Origin of the sequence: Agromyces sp. NPDC058064 (assembly GCF_042885275.1) — a bacterium.
In the GTDB taxonomy this organism is placed as follows: Bacteria; Actinomycetota; Actinomycetes; order Actinomycetales; family Microbacteriaceae; genus Agromyces.
Map to the genome: position 1 here is coordinate 96,195 of NZ_JBHVSE010000003.1, position 15,984 is coordinate 112,178.

Consider the following 15,984-nt stretch of genomic DNA (forward strand, 5'->3'; position numbering starts at 1 on the left):
CGAGGCTCTCAACCTGAGCCGAGGCTCTCGGCCTGAGCCGAGGTCTCAGCCTGCCGACGCGCCGTCGTCGGCAGCCGTGGGATCGGGCTCGAGCGCCTCGGGCTCGCTCACGTCGGGGGCGGCTTCGGGCTCGAGCACCTCGGAGCCGGTCTCGCCGTCGGGTCGCAGCATGCCGCCGTCATCGGGCGTCGGCGGCGTCGACGCCTCGGGCGACGGCGGCGGGGCCGACTCCCCGCGATCCTGCTCGGCGGCCCGGGCGAGGCACCCCGTGCCGTCGAGTCCGGGCCCCTCGAGCGCCGCGTGCCACGCGGTGCGCTCGTCGGCGCCGAGCCCGTCCGGCATCGCCGGCGCCGTCGAGTTCGGGTTGCGCGGCTCGGTCGTCCACCACTCCCAGTGCCGGTACTCGTACCCGGCCTCGACCATGCAGTCGCGCACCAGCTGCTGGAACGCGAGCCACGCCGTCTGCTCCTCGGCGGTGGGGATCGGATCGGCCGGCGGCGTCGTCGGCGTCGGAGCCGGCGCGTCGGTCGGGGGCCTGGTTGGCGAGGGCGCGGGCGGCGCCGGCGAGGTCGTCGGGGGCACCGCCCCGTCGCCGTCGTCGGCCCCGTCGGAGGTTCCGGGCGCGGTCGTGGCGGCGCCGGCCTCGATGTCGAGCTCGTCGACGGCAGTCGAGGGGTGCGGCGAGCGGGCGTCGTAGAAGACGGGGGCGCCGGTCAGCGCCGCGGCGACGCCGAGCGACAGCGAGCCGAGGAAGAGGACCGTCGCCGCAGCGACCAGGACGAGGATCTTGCGCATGCCGATCCTCCTCGTCTCCCGAGGGCGCTCGGGCGTTCGTCGTGCGGGCGTCCGGCAATGCTACGTGACCCCCGAAGAGGGGGCAACCCCGTGGTCCGGTTTCAGCCCTGCGTGCTCGGAGCGCTCAGCCGGCGACGAGCGGTGAGATCCGCATCGTGGCGATCGCGCCGTCGCACACCGTGATCGCGTACGGGGTGTCGATGCCTTCGCCGGCTCCGTCGGAGGCGAGCCGCGCACGCACGCCCGACGCCTCGATCGGCGTGCAGCCGTACGCGCCCGCCTGCGAGGCACGCACATGCGCCCGCGCGACGCCGCCGTTCGCGTCGATCACGACCGGCGTGGTCGCCGCGGCCTCGATCTGCGCGGGCCATCCCACCTCGACGCCCTCGTCGTCGATCGCGATGAGGCCCGGCCACCCGTCGAACACGCACGCCTGCGCTCCCGTGTTCGTGAAGACGAGCTCGAATCCGAACGACCCGGCGCCCGACTCGTCGGGCAGCGGTGTCACGGCGAGCTCGAACTGCGCGTCATCGCAGGCGAGGCCCGCACCGCCGACCGCATCGTCGGCGAACGGCTCCTCATCGCGGGGAGCGACCGTTCCGTCGCCGGCTGCCCCGCCGCCCGCGGGCGTCGCGCCGGCGTCGGGCACCGCCGTCGCCTCGGGCTCGCTCGACGCCGTCGGCGAGGCGGAGGGCGATGCATCCGTCGTCGCCTGCGACCCGTCGGGCGTCGCCGAGCCAGCGGCGCAGCCGCCGAGCGCGAGGGCGAGCAGCAGCGCCGCCGTCGTGGCCGTGGCCGTTGCACCCGCACGCGTCATCGAAGCCTCCTCGTCATGCCGACCGTCGACCCATCAGGCTATGCCCGGCCCGCCCGTCGCGGAAGAGGGTCTGCACCGAGGCGCTCGCACCGGGCGCCGGGCGCCGGCGCCGGTCGCCGGGCGTCAGTCGATCGGCGGCACACCCTGGACGTCGTCGGACTCGCGGCGCTCGTCGGTGACGCCGGTCGCCACGTCGGCGGGCGAGTGCTGTCGCCGGCTCAGCCAGAGGAACGGCACCGCCAGCACCTGGAACCCGCTGCTCACGATGAGCGATCCCGGATACCCCCAGAGGTCGGCCGACCGCCCCAGCACCGGCTGGATCACCGCTCCGCCGGTGCTGCCGAGCAGCGAGTCGAACGACAGCACGGTCGCCCGCTGCGCCGACGGGATCATGTCGTTGAGGTACGCCTGCTGCACCGGGCCCGCCGCCGCGTCGACGAGGCCCCAGAGCACGAGGAGCACGAGGGCGAGCCAGAAGCTGCGGTTGAACCCCAGCGCGAGCAGCACCCCGGTGCTGACCACGAGGCTCAGGAGGATCGTCGTCGTGCGCCGGCGGAACCGTCGGCGAACCCACGGTGCGCACAGCCCGCCGATGACCTGCGCGCCCGAGAGGATCGCGGCGGCGAGGCCCGCGATCGAGTAGGCCTCGGCGTCGCCCCAGAGCTCGACGAGGTACGGCTGCAGTGCGTAGAAGACGTAGAAGCCGACGCCCGAGGTGAAGAACGAGGCGAACATCACGTACCGCACGGCCGGCCGGCCGAGCCCGTACCGCAGCGAGGACTGGAACACCTGCTTCGTCGCCCGAAGCGGGTGCGCGCGCCCCGCCGGCGTGAAGCCGAGGTCGCGCATGAGCACCGCGGCGACCACGAACATGACGATCAGGATCGCGGCGCGCAGGAGGAACGGCACCCCGAGGTCGGTCGCCTGGGCGACCACGCCGCCCGCGATCGAGCCGATGAACATCGCCGCGCCGGAGAGCGCGAGCCCGCGCCCGAAGACGCGCTCGAGGCTGCCCGTGTAGCCGGTCGCCGTGAGGGCGTCGACGAGCCACGCCTCGGTCGCGCCCGAGAAGAAGGTGAAACCCAGCCCGAGCAGCACGGAGACGATCGCCCAGCCCCAGAACGGCGCCTCGATCACCCAGAGCCAGTAGTAGAGGAGCGTCGTGACGGCGAGCGTGACCGTGCCGAGCAGGTACGACACCCGTCGGCCGAGCGTGTCGGCCACGACGCCGGTCGGCACCTCGAAGATCACCATGCCGACCGAGAAGAACGCGTTCGCAGCGAAGGCCTCGAGGTTCGAGAGCCCGGCGTCGAGCAGGAACAGCGTGTTGACGCCCCAGATGAACGAAGCGGCGAGCGTGTTGCCGATGAGTAGCGTGAAGTAGACGGACTGCACCCGTCGCGCCGCATGGTTCACCGCCGTCGGCTCGCTCACCCGCCCATCATCCTCCCGACCGGCCGCGCACGGAAGCGCTGCCGCAGCACTGAAGCGCTACGCTCACGCCATGGTGCGCTTCCTCATCCGTCTCGGCGTGTCCCTCGTGCTCGCCGCCCTCGCCCTGGCCATCGCCGCGCTGCTCGTTCCGGGCATGCACCTGCACTGGTCGGGGTTCCTCGTCGCGATCATCGTGTTCGCCGCCGTGCAGGCGCTCATCGAGTGGCTGGTCGAGACGCTGTTCCATCGCGGCGCCCCCGCCGTCGCGGGCGTCGCGGGCCTCATCTCGACCGCGGTCGCCCTCTTCGTCGCCTCGCTCGGTGACGGCATCACCTTCGACGGCATCGCGCCGTGGGTGCTCGCCGCCGTCATCGTCTGGATCATCACCGCCCTGGCCGCCTGGCTCTCGGGCAAGTACCTGCTGCCGCGCATCGCCCCCGAGAAGAAGGGCTGAGCGCCGGAAACCGAGCCCGATTCGGCGTCCGCGAGCGCGCGGGTTAGCATGCTCGCACCCGAAACGGCGTGCGAGTCCCCCATTCGCCCGCCACCGCCGTGCCCGAGCGAACACGGGCTCGAGGCATCCGAACCCGAAGGCCCCACCCATGCGCAAGCGCACCGTCGCGCTCATCGTCGTCGCCGCCGTCCTCGCCGCCGTCGTCGGCGGACTCTACTGGGCCGGCCGTCACCTCTTCCACGAGCCCACCGCGAAGGGCGTCGACTCGGTCGTCGACGAGCTCGGCGGCACCCGCGTGCTCGGCGTGTTCGCCCACCCCGACGACGAGCAGACCGTCAACGGCCTCTTCTGGCACGCGCACGAGGGCGGCGCCTACACGGCGATGATCACCGCCACGCAGGGCGAGGCCGGCCACCAGACGCCGGTCGTCGCACGGCAGGAGGACCTCGGCGAGATCCGCAAGGCCGAGGCGCTGAAGAACAGCTTCAACCTCGGCGTCGACCGCCACGTGGTGTGGGACTACCCCGACGGCGGCGTGCCCGAGGTCGACGAGGACGAGCTCGTCGACCGCGTCGCCGACGAGATGCGCCGGGTCGAGCCCGACGTCGTCGTCGCGTTCTGGCCCGAGTCGGGCGCGACCGGCCACGAGGACCACATGCGGATGGGCGAGGTCGCCGAACGCGCGATCGCCGAGCTCGAGGCGGAGGGCGGTTCGTACACCGGCCCGAAGCACCTCGTGTACACGATCAGCCCGTCGGGCGCGCTCGCGGCCTTCGGCGGCGAGACCGGCGCGTTCGTCGTCGCGAACCAGCCGAAGCCCGAGTACGCGATGGATGCCGCGGTGCAGAAGAAGCACGAGGGATGGACGATCCACGCCTCCCAGGCGAACTTCATGCAGGAGTCGTACATCCTGCCCACGTGGCTCATCTACCTGCTCTGGGACCAGGAGTTCTACCACGTGCGCGACCTCGAGGCCGAGCCGCTGGGATAGGCGGCAGGCCTGCGCCGAGGTCGCGCGTGTAGCCTTCCCCGATGACCACCACCATCTCCGCCGCCGCGATCCTGCTCGACATGGACGGCACGCTCGTCGACTCGTCGGCCGTCGTCGAACGGGTGTGGACCGACTGGGCGGCGGAGCACGCCCTCGACCCGGCCGAGGTCATGCAGGTGATCCACGGCCGGCAGGGCCACGCGAGCATGGCGATCCTGCTGCCCGGGCGCGCGGTCGAGGAGAACCTCGTCGACAACCGCACGATGCTCGAGCGCGAGACCGCCGAGACCGAGGGCGTCGTCGCCATCGCCGGCGCAGTCGAGCTGATGCAGGCGCTCGCCGACGTGCCGCACGCCCTCGTCACCTCGGCGAGCCTGCCGCTGGCGACCGCACGGATGGCCGCAGCGGGACTCACCACGCCCCCGTCGTGGTGACCGCCGAGAGCGTCACCGCGAGCAAGCCCGACCCCGAGGGGTTCCTCGCCGCGGCCGAGGCGCTCGGGGTGCCCGCGCGCGACTGCGTGGTCTTCGAGGACTCCGAGGCCGGCATCACGGCCGCCCGCAGCGCGGGGATGCGCGTCATCGGCGTCGGCCCGCTCGCCGGGCCGCACGGCGCGGATCACCTCGTGCACGACCTCGCCGCCGTGCGGGTCACCGCGGACGGCGACACCCTCACGATCACGCTGGCGTAGGCGCGCGCCCGCACCGCGCCATCGCGAACCGGGTGGGCCGGCGCAGGAACGGAGACCGCCCTCCGATTCACTAGGCTGTCGCTGTGAATCGCGCTCTCGCACGCGGCCTCAGTGCCGCGCTCCTCGTCTCATCCCTGACGCTCGCCCTCTCCGCCTGCTCGCCCGCTGGCGGCGGCCCCTCCGAGGCATCCGGCTCGTCGGAGCAGCCGGTGGCCGCCTCCGAGGCGCCGAGCGGCCAGTCCGAGGCGCTCGACGGCTACGTCGCAGCCGTGCAGGAGCAGATGCCCGCACTCCTCGAGCAGTTCGACGGCATGTACTCGGAGATCTCGGCCGAGGCGATCGCGCCCGACACCATCGACTACCGCTACACGTTCACCGAAGCGGTCGACCCCGCCACCGCCGTGCCGACCTTCGAGCAGATGAAGCCGTCGCTGCAGCAGGTCTGCGACGACACGCTGTTCCCCGAGATGGAGTCCTACGGCATCACCGCGCCGAAGGTGACGTACACCTACCTCAACCCCGACGGCTCCGAGGTCTGGGCGAACACCTTCGCCTCGGAGTAGCGCGCGAGCCGGTGCGGCTCGCGGCTCGTCGACCTAGGCTGGCCGACGAGCCCGAGCACACTGGAGGACCGATGACCGCACCCGCACTCGCCGAGGTGCAGGCCGAGCTCGCCGCACTCGACGACCCGCAGACCCGCGCGGCCAACGAGCGCCGCGGCGACACGCACGGCGTGAACCTCGCGCAGCTGCGCGCACTCGCGAAGCGCGTGAAGACGAACCATGAGCTCGCCCTCGAGCTCTGGGCGACGGACGACACCGCGGCGCGGCTCCTCGCGATCCTGATCTGCCGGCCGAAGGCGTTCACCGCCGCGCAGCTCGATGCGATGATGCGCGAGGAGCCGACGCCCAAGGGCCACGACTGGCTCGTGAACTACGTGGTCAAGAAGAGCCCGCACGCCGAGGCCCTGCGGCTCGCCTGGCTCGACGACCCCGACCCGCTCGTCGTGAGCGCGGCGTGGGCGCTCAACGCCGAACGGGTCGCGAAGCGGCCCGAGTCGCTCGAGCCCGACGAGCTCCCGGTCATGCTCGCCACCATCGAGGCCGAGATGCAGGGCGCGCCCGACAAGGTGCAGTGGGAGATGAACACCTCGCTCGCGATGATCGGCATCAACCACCCGGCCTACCGCGCCAGGGCCATCGACATCGGCGAGCGCCTCGAGGTGTTGAAGGACTACCCGACGCCCCCGAACTGCACCTCGCCCTTCGCGCCGATCTGGATCGGCGAGATGGTACGGCGGCAGACCGCGAAGTAGGCCGCGGCTGCACCGACTCGATCTCCGCCGCGCGGCGGATCCCCGTCGTGCGTCCCGTCGCTAGCGTGGAGGGATGCCCGAGACCACCACCGCACCGCCCGTCCTGCCGGGCGTCGAATGGGTCAGGCCGCGTCCCGGGCGGCGCGGCTACCGCAACGACCTCCTGCTCGCCCTCGTCCTCGCCGTCGGCACGGCCGCGAGCGTGGTGCTGTACCGCGCGACCGGCTGGGGCGAAGGCACCCCGTGGTGGGGCGCCGCGCTCTGGACGGCCGGGATGACCCTGCCCCTCGCCGCGCGGCGCCGCTGGCCCGAGATCGTCGCGCTCGTGGCATCCGCCGTCTTCATCGTCGGCGCCGTCACCGTCGTCGGCGAGGCGCTCTTCTCGAACATCGCGCTCTTCGTCGCGATCTACACGGTCGGCGCGTGGGGCCGCAGCCGGCGGATCGCCACGATCGTGCGCGGCGCGATCGTCGTCGTGATGTTCGCCTGGCTGTTCTGGGGCCTCATCTACTACTCGGCGATGGCCGACCACCTCCCCGAGCTCTCGCGCGAGGGGCTGCTCTCGCCGTACCTCGCCTACGGCTTCATCAACGTGCTCACGAACCTGCTGTACTTCGGCGGCGCCTGGTACTTCGGCGACACCGCCTACCGCTCGGCCCGCGCGAGGGCCGAGCTCGAGCAGCGCACGGCCGAGCTCGCGGCCGAGCGCGAGCGCACCCGCGTGCAGGCGGTCGCGATCGAGCGGCTGCGCATCGCGCGCGAGCTCCACGACGTCGTCGCCCATCACGTCTCGGTCATCGGCGTGCAGGCTGGGGCGGCGCGGCGGGTGCTCGCGAAGGATCCGGGGGCGGCCACCGCCTCGCTCGCGGCGATCGAGTCGAGCGCGCGCGAGGCGGTCGACGAGCTGCACGGGCTGCTCGGCACGCTGCGCGGCGACGGCGACACCGGGCCGCTCGTGCTCGACGGCGACCGGGCGGCAGGCGCCGCGGGCGGCGCGGCGACCACGAGCACCTCGACCCGCGGGATCGCCCGCCTCGACGAGCTCGTCGCCGAGTCGGCCGACGGCGGGCTCCCGGTGACGCTCGCCGTCGTCGGCGAGGCACGGCCGATCTCGCCCGTCGTCGACCTCAGCGCCTACCGCATCACGCAGGAGGCCCTCACGAACGTGCGCAAGCACGCCGGTGCCGCCGCGACCGCCGAGGTGCGGGTGCGCTGGACCGACACTGCCCTCGAGGTCGAGATCACGAACTCGGGCAGCGCGACCTCGACCGCCGGCGTGGCCCGACGTACCGACGGCTCGAGCGGCGGGCTCGGCCAGCTCGGCATGCGCGAGCGGGTCGCCGCCGCCGGCGGCACGATCGAGCTCGGGCCGCGCGCCCGGGGCGGCTACCTCGTGCGGGCGAGCTTCCCGCTCCGCCGCGACGACGCGGCCGGTGCCGTCGCGTCCGCCCGGTCCGCGGAGGCGGGCGCATGAGCATCCGCGTGCTCGTCGTCGACGACCAGAGCCTCGTACGCGCCGGCTTCCGCACCATCCTCGACTCGGAGGACGGGATCGAGGTCGTCGGCGAGGCCGCCGACGGGCAGGCGGCGATCGACCGGGTCGCGATGCTCGCGCCCGACGTCGTCTGCATGGACGTGCAGATGCCCGGGATGGACGGCCTCGAGGCCACTCGCCGCATCACCGGCGACGCGGCGACGCAGGCGGCCGTGCTCGTGCTCACGACCTTCAACCGCGAGGACTACCTGTTCGCCGCGCTCGACGCCGGGGCGAGCGGGTTCCTGCTGAAGAACTCGAGCCCCGAGCAGCTGATCGAGGCGGTGCAGGTCGTCGCGCGCGGCGACGCGCTGCTCTCGCCGGATGTCACGCGCCGCGTCATCGAGGCGGCCGCGGGCCGCTCGGGGCGCGGCCCGACGGCGGGCCACGCGGCATCCGCCGCCGCAGCCCGCCCGGACGAGGCAGCCCCCGGTGCTGAACCCGACACCGCCTCCTCGCCCGCACCCGCCGAGCTCGCGACCCTCACCGAGCGCGAGCGCGAGGTGCTCGAGCTGCTCGCGCTCGGCATCTCGAACGCCGAGATCGCCGACCGCCTCTGGGTGGGTGAGGCGACGGTGAAGACCCACGTCTCGAAGGTGCTCATGAAGCTGGGCCTGCGCGACCGGGTGCACGCGGTCGTCTACGCGTACGAGCACGGCGTGGTGCGGCCGCGCGGCTGACGCCACGGCGCATGGCAGCGAGGGGTTGACGCCGGCTGGCGCCGAGCCTATGGTTAAGCAATTCATTAATTAAGGAGTTGCTTACATTGGGTGATGCGCAGGACGAGCTGAGCGCGGTGTTCCAGGCGCTCGCCGACCCGACCCGCCGCGCGATGCTCTCGCGCCTCCGGGTCGGGCCCGCGACCGTCGGCGAGCTCGCCGAGCCGTTCGCCATGAGCCGCCCCGCGATCTCGCAGCACCTCAAGGTGCTCGAGCGGGCCGGGCTCATCGAGCGCACCGCGACCGCGCAGTGGCGCACCTGCACGCTGCGCACCGAACCCCTCGACGAGGCATCCGCCTGGGTCGAGCACCACCGCGGCGAGTGGAACGAGCGCTTCGACCTGCTCGCCGAGCACCTCCGCACCATGAAGGAGAATCCGGAATGACCGAGCACGACACCGTGACGTCGCCCGCCTCCGCGGACACGACGCACGCACCGCAGTTCACCATCACCCGCACCTTCGACGCCCCGCGCGAACTCGTCTGGCGGGCGTGGACCGAGCAGGCCGACGCCGCCGCCTGGTGGCACCCGCGCGACATCGAGATCAAGCCCGGCAGCGTCGACCTCGACACCCGCGAGGGCGGCAGCTACCGCTACACGATGGTCGCCCCCGATGGCAGCGAGTACCCCACCGCGGGCACCTTCCGCGAGGTTCGCGCGCCCGAACGCCTCGTCATGACGTGGGGTTCGCCCGGCGACGACGACGATCGCGTGCCCGTCATCACCATCACCCTTCGCGAGCTCGACGGCGGACGCACCGAGATGCTGTTCCACCTGCTCGGCATCGACGCCGCCCCCGGCGACGACGACGTCTACGACGGCTGGAGCTCCGCCTTCGACATGCTCGACGAGCACCTGGCCGAGACCGCCGGGGGCCCGAGCGAGGTGCGCTGATGGGCCGGCTGATCGTCGAGCAGGTGGTCACCGCCGACGGCTACGCCGCCGACCCCGACGGCGGCATCGACTTCTTCGAGGCGCTCGTGCGTCCCGACGAGCACGGCACCGTCGACTTCAACGACGCCGAGCAGCTCGAGTACGTCTCGCAGGCCGACGCGATCCTGTTCGGCGCGACCACGTACCGGATGTTCGCCGACTACTGGCCGGGCGTCGATCCCGCGGTCGAGCACGTCGCCGAGCTCATCGACCGGCTGCCGAAGTTCGTCGTCTCGAACACGCTGGAGCAAGCCCCGTGGGGCGACGGACGCATCGAGATCCTCCGCGGCGACGGGGCGGAGCAGGCCGCCGCGCTGAAGGAGCGGTTCGGCGCCGTGATCGTCTGGGGCAGCCTCGTGCTGACCGACGCGCTGTTCGCGGCCGGCCTCGTCGACGCACTGCACCTGCGGGTCGTGCCGACCCTCCTCGGCGACGGGCGGTCGTTCACGCCCCCGCAGCTCGGCGAGGGCCGGCTCGAGCTCGACCGGGCCTCCGCCCGGCCGGGCGGCGTGGTCAGCCTGCGCTACCGGGTGGGGTGACGCCGGCCCCGGCCAGCTGGCCCCGGCCAGCTGGCCCCGGCCGACGCGCCCGAGCGGCGCGTTGGCCTCGCGTCGGCCTCGCGCGGGTCACCGCCGGAAGGTCACGTGGACGACGCCGCTCTCGGCCGTCTCGCTCGAGACGGCGTACTGCTGCTCCAGGCCGCGCAGCTCGTGCCAGAGGTTCTGGCCGCGACCGAGCAGGATCGGCGCGATCGCCACGTGCAGCGCGTCGACGAGTCCCGCCGCGAGGAACGAGCGCACCGTGCGCACCCCGCCGCCGATGCGCACGTCGGCACCGCCCGCAGCGGCGGTCGCCTCGGCGAGCGCCGCCTCGGGCGAGGCGTCGCGGAAGTGGAAGGTCGTGCCGCCGGCCATCTCGATCGACGGCCGCGGGGCGTGCGTCAGCACGAAGACCGGCACGTGGAAGGGCGGTTCGTCGCCCCACCAGCCGCGCCAGTCGGGGTCGTCGGCGTTCAGGTGCAACCCGAACATGCCCGCGCCCATGATCTCGGCGCCGATGTTCTCGAAGTACGCCCGGGCGTACGCGTCGTCGACGCCGGTCGTGCCGGCTCCCGAGGTGTCGCCGAACACCCGCTCGCGGAAGGTGCGCGTGGCCGAGTAGGCGCCCGTGAGGCGGAACCAGTCGTCGCCCATCGGGTTCTCGGCCGTCTGGTCGGTGGTCGAGGCGTAGCCGTCGAGTGAGATGTTGAGGTCGGCGCGAACGGCCACGGGCGGAGTCCTTCCGGTCATCGGTCGCGACCCGCTCGGGCCGCGACGCCCACTCTTCCGGGCACCGGGCCGACGCCGAACAGTTTCGACGGAGATCGAAACATCGGGCCCGCGCTCAGTCGGCCCGGCGACCGCCCTGCCCGCTCGGCGCCGATTCGGCGACCCCGTCGCGAGCGCCGTCACCGACGCCGTCGGGGCGACGGTCGGCACCGTCGGCCTCGCCCGCCGCCTGGTCGGCGCCGCCCGCCGTCGGAGGCACCCCCTCGCGGAACTCGGTCGAGAGCATGCGGTACGAGCGGGTCGTGAACGCCGCGAGCGCGAGCGCCACCATGATGAGCCCCGAGAAGAGGAACACGAGCGCGATGCCGCGCGCCTCGCCGTCGCCGAGCAGCCACCCCCACGTCGCCTGCCCGCCGGCCGACTCCATGTAGGGGATGATCCAGAACTCGGCGAGCGGCGCGATGAGGAACGCCGTGACCGGCGCCGCGGCCGCCTCGAACGCCTGGGCGAAGCCGAAGACGCGCCCCTGCGTGCGGAACGGCACGACCTTCTGGATCACCGTCTGCTCGGCCGCCTCGACGACGGGGATGAGGCACATGTACGCCCAGATGCCGAGCGCGTAGAGCAGCCACCAGTCGCGGATCGTGAAGAGCGCGCCGAGCAGGCCCATGACGATGACGACGAGCAGCATCGTGCGGATGGGGTTCTCGCCGAGCCCCCACTTCGCGATCACGAGCCCGCCGATGATGAAGCCCGTCGCGGTAACGCCGAGCACGATGCCCCAGATCTCGACGGGGAACAGCTCGAGCCCGTACGGGTCCATCAGGGCCATGTACACGCCGCCGATGAGGTTGTTGAAGGTCGAGAAGAGGATGAGCGCGAAGAGCCCGGGCGCAGCGCGCACCGCGGCGACGCTGCCCCTGAGGTCGATCATCGGCGCCCGGTCGGCGTCGACCACGGGCTTCTCCTCGGGGATGCGCACGAAGAGCAGGTGCACGAGCGCGACGAGCGTCAGCGCGATCGCGATGACCAGCGTCCAGCCCATGCCGACGAGGCCGATCGCGAGGCCGCTGAACACGCTCGTGACCATGAACGCGAGGCCCTGCACGGTGCCGACCATGCCGTTGGCGTTGGCGTGGCGCTCTTCGGGCACGAGCAGGGTGACCGTCGTCGAGAGGGCGATGTTGCGCATGTTCTCGACGACCGCGCCGAAGAGGATGACGCCCGTGAACACCCAGAACCACGGGCCGCCGAGGTCGAGCAGCGCCGCCTCGGGCTGCACCGCGTAGAGCACGCCGGCGATCGTGAACGCCGCGAGGGAGACGACGCTCGACAGCACCATGACCCGATGCTTGCGGTGGCGGTCGACGAGCGTGCCGAACACCATTCCGAAGAGCGCGATGAGCAGCATGTACGCGCCGCCGATGATGCCCGTGGCGAGCACCGAGCGGGTCTCGAGGTAGACCCAGAAGGTGAGCGCGAACCACAGGAAGCTCGTGGTCACGTTCGCGATCATCGTGTTCGCGAGCACGTGGAGGAACGTGCGCATGCCGTTCGGCGGCGGCACGACCGTGCCCGCCTGCGGCGTGCGCACCCCACGCCGCACCGCCCCCGTCGGATCGAGCCCCTCGCTCATCCTGCGAGGGTAACCGCGACCGCCGACATCCATAACCCCCCTGCGCCGCGAACCCCGCGCCGAGCTCATCCACCCGCGCCCCGCCCTCCCCCGCGAGGCGGAGCCGCGAAACCCGTCGCCCGGCGGATGACGCCGGCCGCGAGGCATCCGTACCGTGAGGGCATGCTCGAACTCAACGACGTGACCAAGCGCTACGGCGATCGGCTCGCCCTCGACGCGGTCTCCTTCGCGGTCGGCGACGGCCTACTCACCGGCTTCGTCGGCGGCAACGGCGCCGGCAAGACCACGACCATGCGCATCATCCTGGGCGTGCTCGCCGCCGACGGCGGCCGGGTCTCGCTCGACGGCTCGCCCATCACCGCCTCCGACCGCCGCCGCTTCGGCTACATGCCCGAGGAGCGCGGCCTCTACCCGAAGATGAAGGTGCTCGAGCAGGCCGTCTACCTCGCCCGCCTGCACGGCTGGGCCCCCGCCGCCGCACGCCGCAACGCGAGCGAGCTGCTCGAGCGCCTCGGCCTCGGCGAGCGCTTCGACGACACGATCGAGTCGCTCTCGCTCGGCAACCAGCAGCGGGCGCAGATCGCCGCCGCGCTCGTGCACCACCCCGAGGTGCTCGTGCTCGACGAGCCGTTCTCGGGCCTCGACCCGATCGCGGTCGAGACGGTGCAGGGCGTGCTCGCCGACGTCGCCGCGGGCGGCGTGCCCGTGCTCTTCTCCTCGCACCAGCTCGACATCGTCGAGCGCCTCTGCGACGACCTCGTCATCATCGCGGGCGGCCGCATCGCCGCCTCCGGCCCCCGCGACGCGCTCCGCGACGAGCACGGCTCCGAACGCTGGGAGCTCCTGACCGACGGCGACACCGGCTGGCTGCGCGAGCGCCCCGGCATCACGGTCGCCGAGTTCGACGGCGGCTGGGCGGTCTTCGAGGCCGAATCGGATGCCGCGCGGCAGGCCGTGCTCGCCGAGGCCGTCACCCGCGGCGAGGTCGTGAGCTTCACCCGCGAGCACACCACGCTCGCCCAGATCTTCAAGGAGGTCGTGCGATGAGCACGCAGTCCCCGCAGGCGCCCACGACCCGTCCGGCGGCGGCGCGGCCGGCCGAGCCGCGCTTCGTCGACAGCGTCTCGCTCGTCGCGGGCCGCGAGATCACGATGCGGCTGCGCAGCAAGGCGTTCCTCATCTCGACCGGCATCCTCATGCTCGCGGTGCTCGCCTCGGTCGTGCTCGGCAGCCTCTTCGGCGGCCAGTCCGACCCCGCCAAGGTGGCCGTCGTCGGCACGGCGGCGAGCGCGGTCGAGGGCAATCCGGCGCTCGACCCGGTGCCCGTCGACGACGAGGCCGCGGGCGAGCAGCTGCTGCGCGACGGCGAGGTGGAGGCGGTGATCAGCCCCGACGCATCCGACCCGCTCGGCATCGCCGTCACCGGCCTCGACCAGACGCCGTCGGGCGTCGTGCAGGCGCTCGCGGTCGTGCCGACCGTCGAGCTGCTCGAGCCGGCCGCGGTCGACCCCGGCCTCGCCTACCTCGTGGCCTTCGGCTTCGGCATCGTGTTCTTCATGTCGGCGATCACGTTCGGCTCGACGATCGCGCAGTCGGTGGTCGAGGAGAAGCAGACCCGCGTCGTGGAGATCCTGCTCTCGACGGTGTCGGCGCGGGCGCTGCTCACGGGCAAGGTGATCGGCAACAGCGTGCTCGCCTTCGGGCAGATCGTCGCGATCGCGGTGCTCGCGATCGCCGGGCTCATGCTCACCGGGCAGAAGGTGCTGCTCGGAGGGCTCGGCGACTCGGTGATCTGGTTCGTCGTGTTCTTCGCGGTCGGCTTCGTGATGCTCGCCGCCCTCTTCGCCGCGAGCGCCGCGATGGTCTCGCGCGCCGAGGACATGGGCTCGGTGACGACGCCCGTGACGATGCTCGTGATGATCCCGTACTTCCTCGTCATCTTCTTCTTCGACGACCCGACCGTGCTCGGCATCATGAGCTACGTGCCGTTCTCGGCCCCGGTCGGCATGCCGGTGCGCATCTTCCTCGACCAGGCGGAGTGGTGGGAGCCGATCCTCTCGCTCGCGATCCTCGTCGCGACGACCGCCCTCGCGGTGGCGCTCGGCGAGCGCATCTACCGCAACACCCTCCTCAAGACCGGGTCGCGGGTGCCCCTCGGCGAGGCGCTGCGCGGGTAGCGCGGCGCCCCGCGATCGAGCTGCGGGCGGATGCCACGGGTGGGGGCCCCGGCATCCGCCCGCTTTCGCGCGTCAGAACTGCGTCAGCGGCGCGAATACGGCGAATCCGTGCGCCCTGCGTCACGATGTCTGCCAGCCGCCGGGTGCGAGGATGGTTCGGTGAACTCAGCGCTCCACGACACGACCTTCCGCGGCTTCGCCTCCGACAACTACTCGGGCGTGCACCCCGAGGTGCTCGCCGCCATCGCGACCGCCAACGACGGCCACCAGGTGGCCTACGGCGAGGACGTCTACACCGAGCGCCTGCAGCAGGTGTTCGCCCACCACTTCGGCGAGGGCGTCGAGGCCTTCCCGGTGTTCAACGGCACCGGCGCGAACGTGACGGGCCTGCAGTCGATGCTCCCCCGCTGGGGCGCGGTCGTCTCGGCGAAGACGGCGCACATCAACTCCGACGAGGGCGGCGCGCCCGAGCGCGTCGGCGGCATCAAGCTGCTCACCGTCGCCGCGCCCGACGGCAAGCTCACCCCCGAGCTCATCGACGAAGAGGCCTGGGGCTGGGGCGACGAGCACCGCGCCCAGCCGCTCGTCGTCTCGATCACGCAGACCTCCGAGCTCGGCACGGCGTACACCGTCGAGGAGGTGCGCGCGATCACCGAGCACGCCCACTCGCTCGGCATGAAGGTGCACATGGACGGCGCGCGCCTGTCCAACGCGGGCGCCTCGCTCGGCGTGCCGCTGCGCGACTTCACCCGCGACGCGGGCGTCGACGTGCTCAGCGTGGGCGGCACCAAGAACGGATGCCTCGGCGCCGAGGCGATCGTGGTGCTGAACCCCGAGGCATCCGAGGGCCTGAAGTACCTGCGCAAGCTCAACATGCAGCTCGCCTCGAAGATGCGCTTCGTCTCGGCGCAGCTGATCGCGCTCTACGAGGGTGACCTGTGGCTGCGCAACGCCACGCACGCCAACGCGATGGCCTCGCGCCTGCGCGACGCGCTCGACGCCGGCATCGCGGCGGGCGAGCTGCCCGGCCTCGGCTTCTCGCAGGAGACGCAGTCGAACGGCGTGTTCGCGACGCTGCCGCAGGGCGTCGCCGACAAGCTGCGCGACCGCGGGTTCAAGTTCTACGACTGGGACGCCGCACGCGGCGAGGTGCGCTGGATGGCCTCCTTCGACACGAGCGAGGCCGACATCGACGCCTTCGTCGCGGGCATCCGCGAGG

19 protein-coding genes are annotated in these 15,984 nt (G+C 72.6%); 14 read left to right on the forward strand and 5 right to left on the reverse strand.

Annotated features, from left to right (window positions below):
• Positions 1-45: 45 nt before the first annotated feature.
• The 3 genes from ACFVSL_RS12145 to ACFVSL_RS12155 form a co-directional block, all read right to left on the reverse strand.
• Complete coding sequence (locus ACFVSL_RS12145; protein ID WP_386941236.1) at positions 46-795, reverse strand: hypothetical protein; 750 nt, start codon at positions 793-795, stop codon at positions 46-48.
• Between the two features lie 124 nt (positions 796-919).
• Entirely contained in the window at positions 920-1,612 is a 693-nt protein-coding gene (locus ACFVSL_RS12150; RefSeq protein ID WP_386941237.1) for a DUF4232 domain-containing protein, read from the reverse strand.
• A 123-nt stretch (positions 1,613-1,735) separates the two neighbouring features.
• Positions 1,736-3,028 (reverse strand): MFS transporter, encoded by a 1,293-nt coding sequence (locus tag ACFVSL_RS12155; protein WP_386941531.1) that lies wholly within the window; start codon positions 3,026-3,028, stop codon positions 1,736-1,738.
• An 88-nt stretch (positions 3,029-3,116) separates the two neighbouring features.
• On the opposite strand from ACFVSL_RS12155, the gene ACFVSL_RS12160 reads away from it, so the two are divergent.
• From ACFVSL_RS12160 to ACFVSL_RS12210, 11 genes are all read left to right on the forward strand, one after another.
• Complete coding sequence (locus tag ACFVSL_RS12160; protein ID WP_386941238.1) at positions 3,117-3,500, forward strand: phage holin family protein; 384 nt, start codon at positions 3,117-3,119, stop codon at positions 3,498-3,500.
• Between the two features lie 148 nt (positions 3,501-3,648).
• A complete protein-coding gene (locus ACFVSL_RS12165; protein ID WP_386941239.1) occupies positions 3,649-4,491 on the forward strand; it encodes a PIG-L deacetylase family protein in 843 nt (280 codons plus the stop codon).
• A 41-nt stretch (positions 4,492-4,532) separates the two neighbouring features.
• A complete protein-coding gene (locus ACFVSL_RS12170; protein WP_386941240.1) occupies positions 4,533-4,925 on the forward strand; it encodes an HAD family hydrolase in 393 nt (130 codons plus the stop codon).
• A complete protein-coding gene (locus ACFVSL_RS12175) occupies positions 4,919-5,182 on the forward strand; it encodes an HAD family hydrolase (protein ID WP_386941241.1) in 264 nt (87 codons plus the stop codon). Before ACFVSL_RS12170 ends, ACFVSL_RS12175 begins: the two co-directional genes overlap by 7 nt.
• Before the next feature lie 83 nt (positions 5,183-5,265).
• Positions 5,266-5,745 carry a hypothetical protein gene (locus tag ACFVSL_RS12180; RefSeq protein WP_386941242.1) on the forward strand — a complete coding sequence of 160 codons (480 nt, stop codon included), beginning with the start codon at positions 5,266-5,268 and terminating at the stop codon, positions 5,743-5,745.
• A gap of 71 nt (positions 5,746-5,816) precedes the next feature.
• Complete coding sequence (locus ACFVSL_RS12185) at positions 5,817-6,497, forward strand: DNA alkylation repair protein (protein WP_386941243.1); 681 nt, start codon at positions 5,817-5,819, stop codon at positions 6,495-6,497.
• A gap of 73 nt (positions 6,498-6,570) precedes the next feature.
• Positions 6,571-7,971 (forward strand): sensor histidine kinase, encoded by a 1,401-nt coding sequence (locus tag ACFVSL_RS12190; RefSeq protein WP_386941244.1) that lies wholly within the window; start codon positions 6,571-6,573, stop codon positions 7,969-7,971.
• Positions 7,968-8,711, forward strand: a complete 744-nt coding sequence (locus tag ACFVSL_RS12195) for a response regulator (protein WP_386941245.1) — start codon at positions 7,968-7,970, stop codon at positions 8,709-8,711. Before ACFVSL_RS12190 ends, ACFVSL_RS12195 begins: the two co-directional genes overlap by 4 nt.
• An 86-nt stretch (positions 8,712-8,797) precedes the next feature.
• Positions 8,798-9,136 carry an ArsR/SmtB family transcription factor gene (locus ACFVSL_RS12200; RefSeq protein WP_386941246.1) on the forward strand — a complete coding sequence of 113 codons (339 nt, stop codon included), beginning with the start codon at positions 8,798-8,800 and terminating at the stop codon, positions 9,134-9,136.
• The gene (locus tag ACFVSL_RS12205; RefSeq protein WP_386941247.1) at positions 9,133-9,645 is read left to right on the forward strand and encodes an SRPBCC domain-containing protein; all 513 of its coding nucleotides are present in this window, start codon (positions 9,133-9,135) and stop codon (positions 9,643-9,645) included. The genes ACFVSL_RS12200 and ACFVSL_RS12205 overlap by 4 nt, the downstream gene beginning before the upstream one ends.
• Positions 9,645-10,223, forward strand: a complete 579-nt coding sequence (locus ACFVSL_RS12210) for a dihydrofolate reductase family protein (protein WP_386941248.1) — start codon at positions 9,645-9,647, stop codon at positions 10,221-10,223. The genes ACFVSL_RS12205 and ACFVSL_RS12210 overlap by 1 nt, the downstream gene beginning before the upstream one ends.
• An 87-nt stretch (positions 10,224-10,310) precedes the next feature.
• On the opposite strand, the gene ACFVSL_RS12215 is transcribed toward ACFVSL_RS12210, so the two are convergent.
• Together ACFVSL_RS12215 and ACFVSL_RS12220 are read right to left on the reverse strand one after the other, a co-directional pair.
• Positions 10,311-10,973, reverse strand: coding sequence for a dihydrofolate reductase family protein (locus ACFVSL_RS12215; RefSeq protein WP_386941249.1), 663 nt, complete (start codon positions 10,971-10,973; stop codon positions 10,311-10,313).
• A gap of 94 nt (positions 10,974-11,067) precedes the next feature.
• Positions 11,068-12,501: an MFS transporter gene (locus tag ACFVSL_RS12220; RefSeq protein ID WP_386941532.1), complete on the reverse strand. Its 1,434-nt coding sequence runs from the start codon at positions 12,499-12,501 to the stop codon at positions 11,068-11,070.
• 249 nt (positions 12,502-12,750) lie between these two features.
• Here ACFVSL_RS12220 and ACFVSL_RS12225 point away from each other — a divergent pair, with 249 nt between their 5' ends.
• From ACFVSL_RS12225 to ACFVSL_RS12235, 3 genes are all read left to right on the forward strand, one after another.
• A complete protein-coding gene (locus ACFVSL_RS12225; protein ID WP_386941250.1) occupies positions 12,751-13,635 on the forward strand; it encodes an ABC transporter ATP-binding protein in 885 nt (294 codons plus the stop codon).
• Positions 13,632-14,765, forward strand: coding sequence for an ABC transporter permease (locus tag ACFVSL_RS12230; RefSeq protein WP_386941251.1), 1,134 nt, complete (start codon positions 13,632-13,634; stop codon positions 14,763-14,765). The genes ACFVSL_RS12225 and ACFVSL_RS12230 overlap by 4 nt, the downstream gene beginning before the upstream one ends.
• Before the next feature lie 159 nt (positions 14,766-14,924).
• Positions 14,925-15,984, forward strand: a 1,060-nt coding sequence (locus tag ACFVSL_RS12235) for a threonine aldolase family protein (protein WP_386941252.1), incomplete at its 3' end; no start/stop codon positions are given.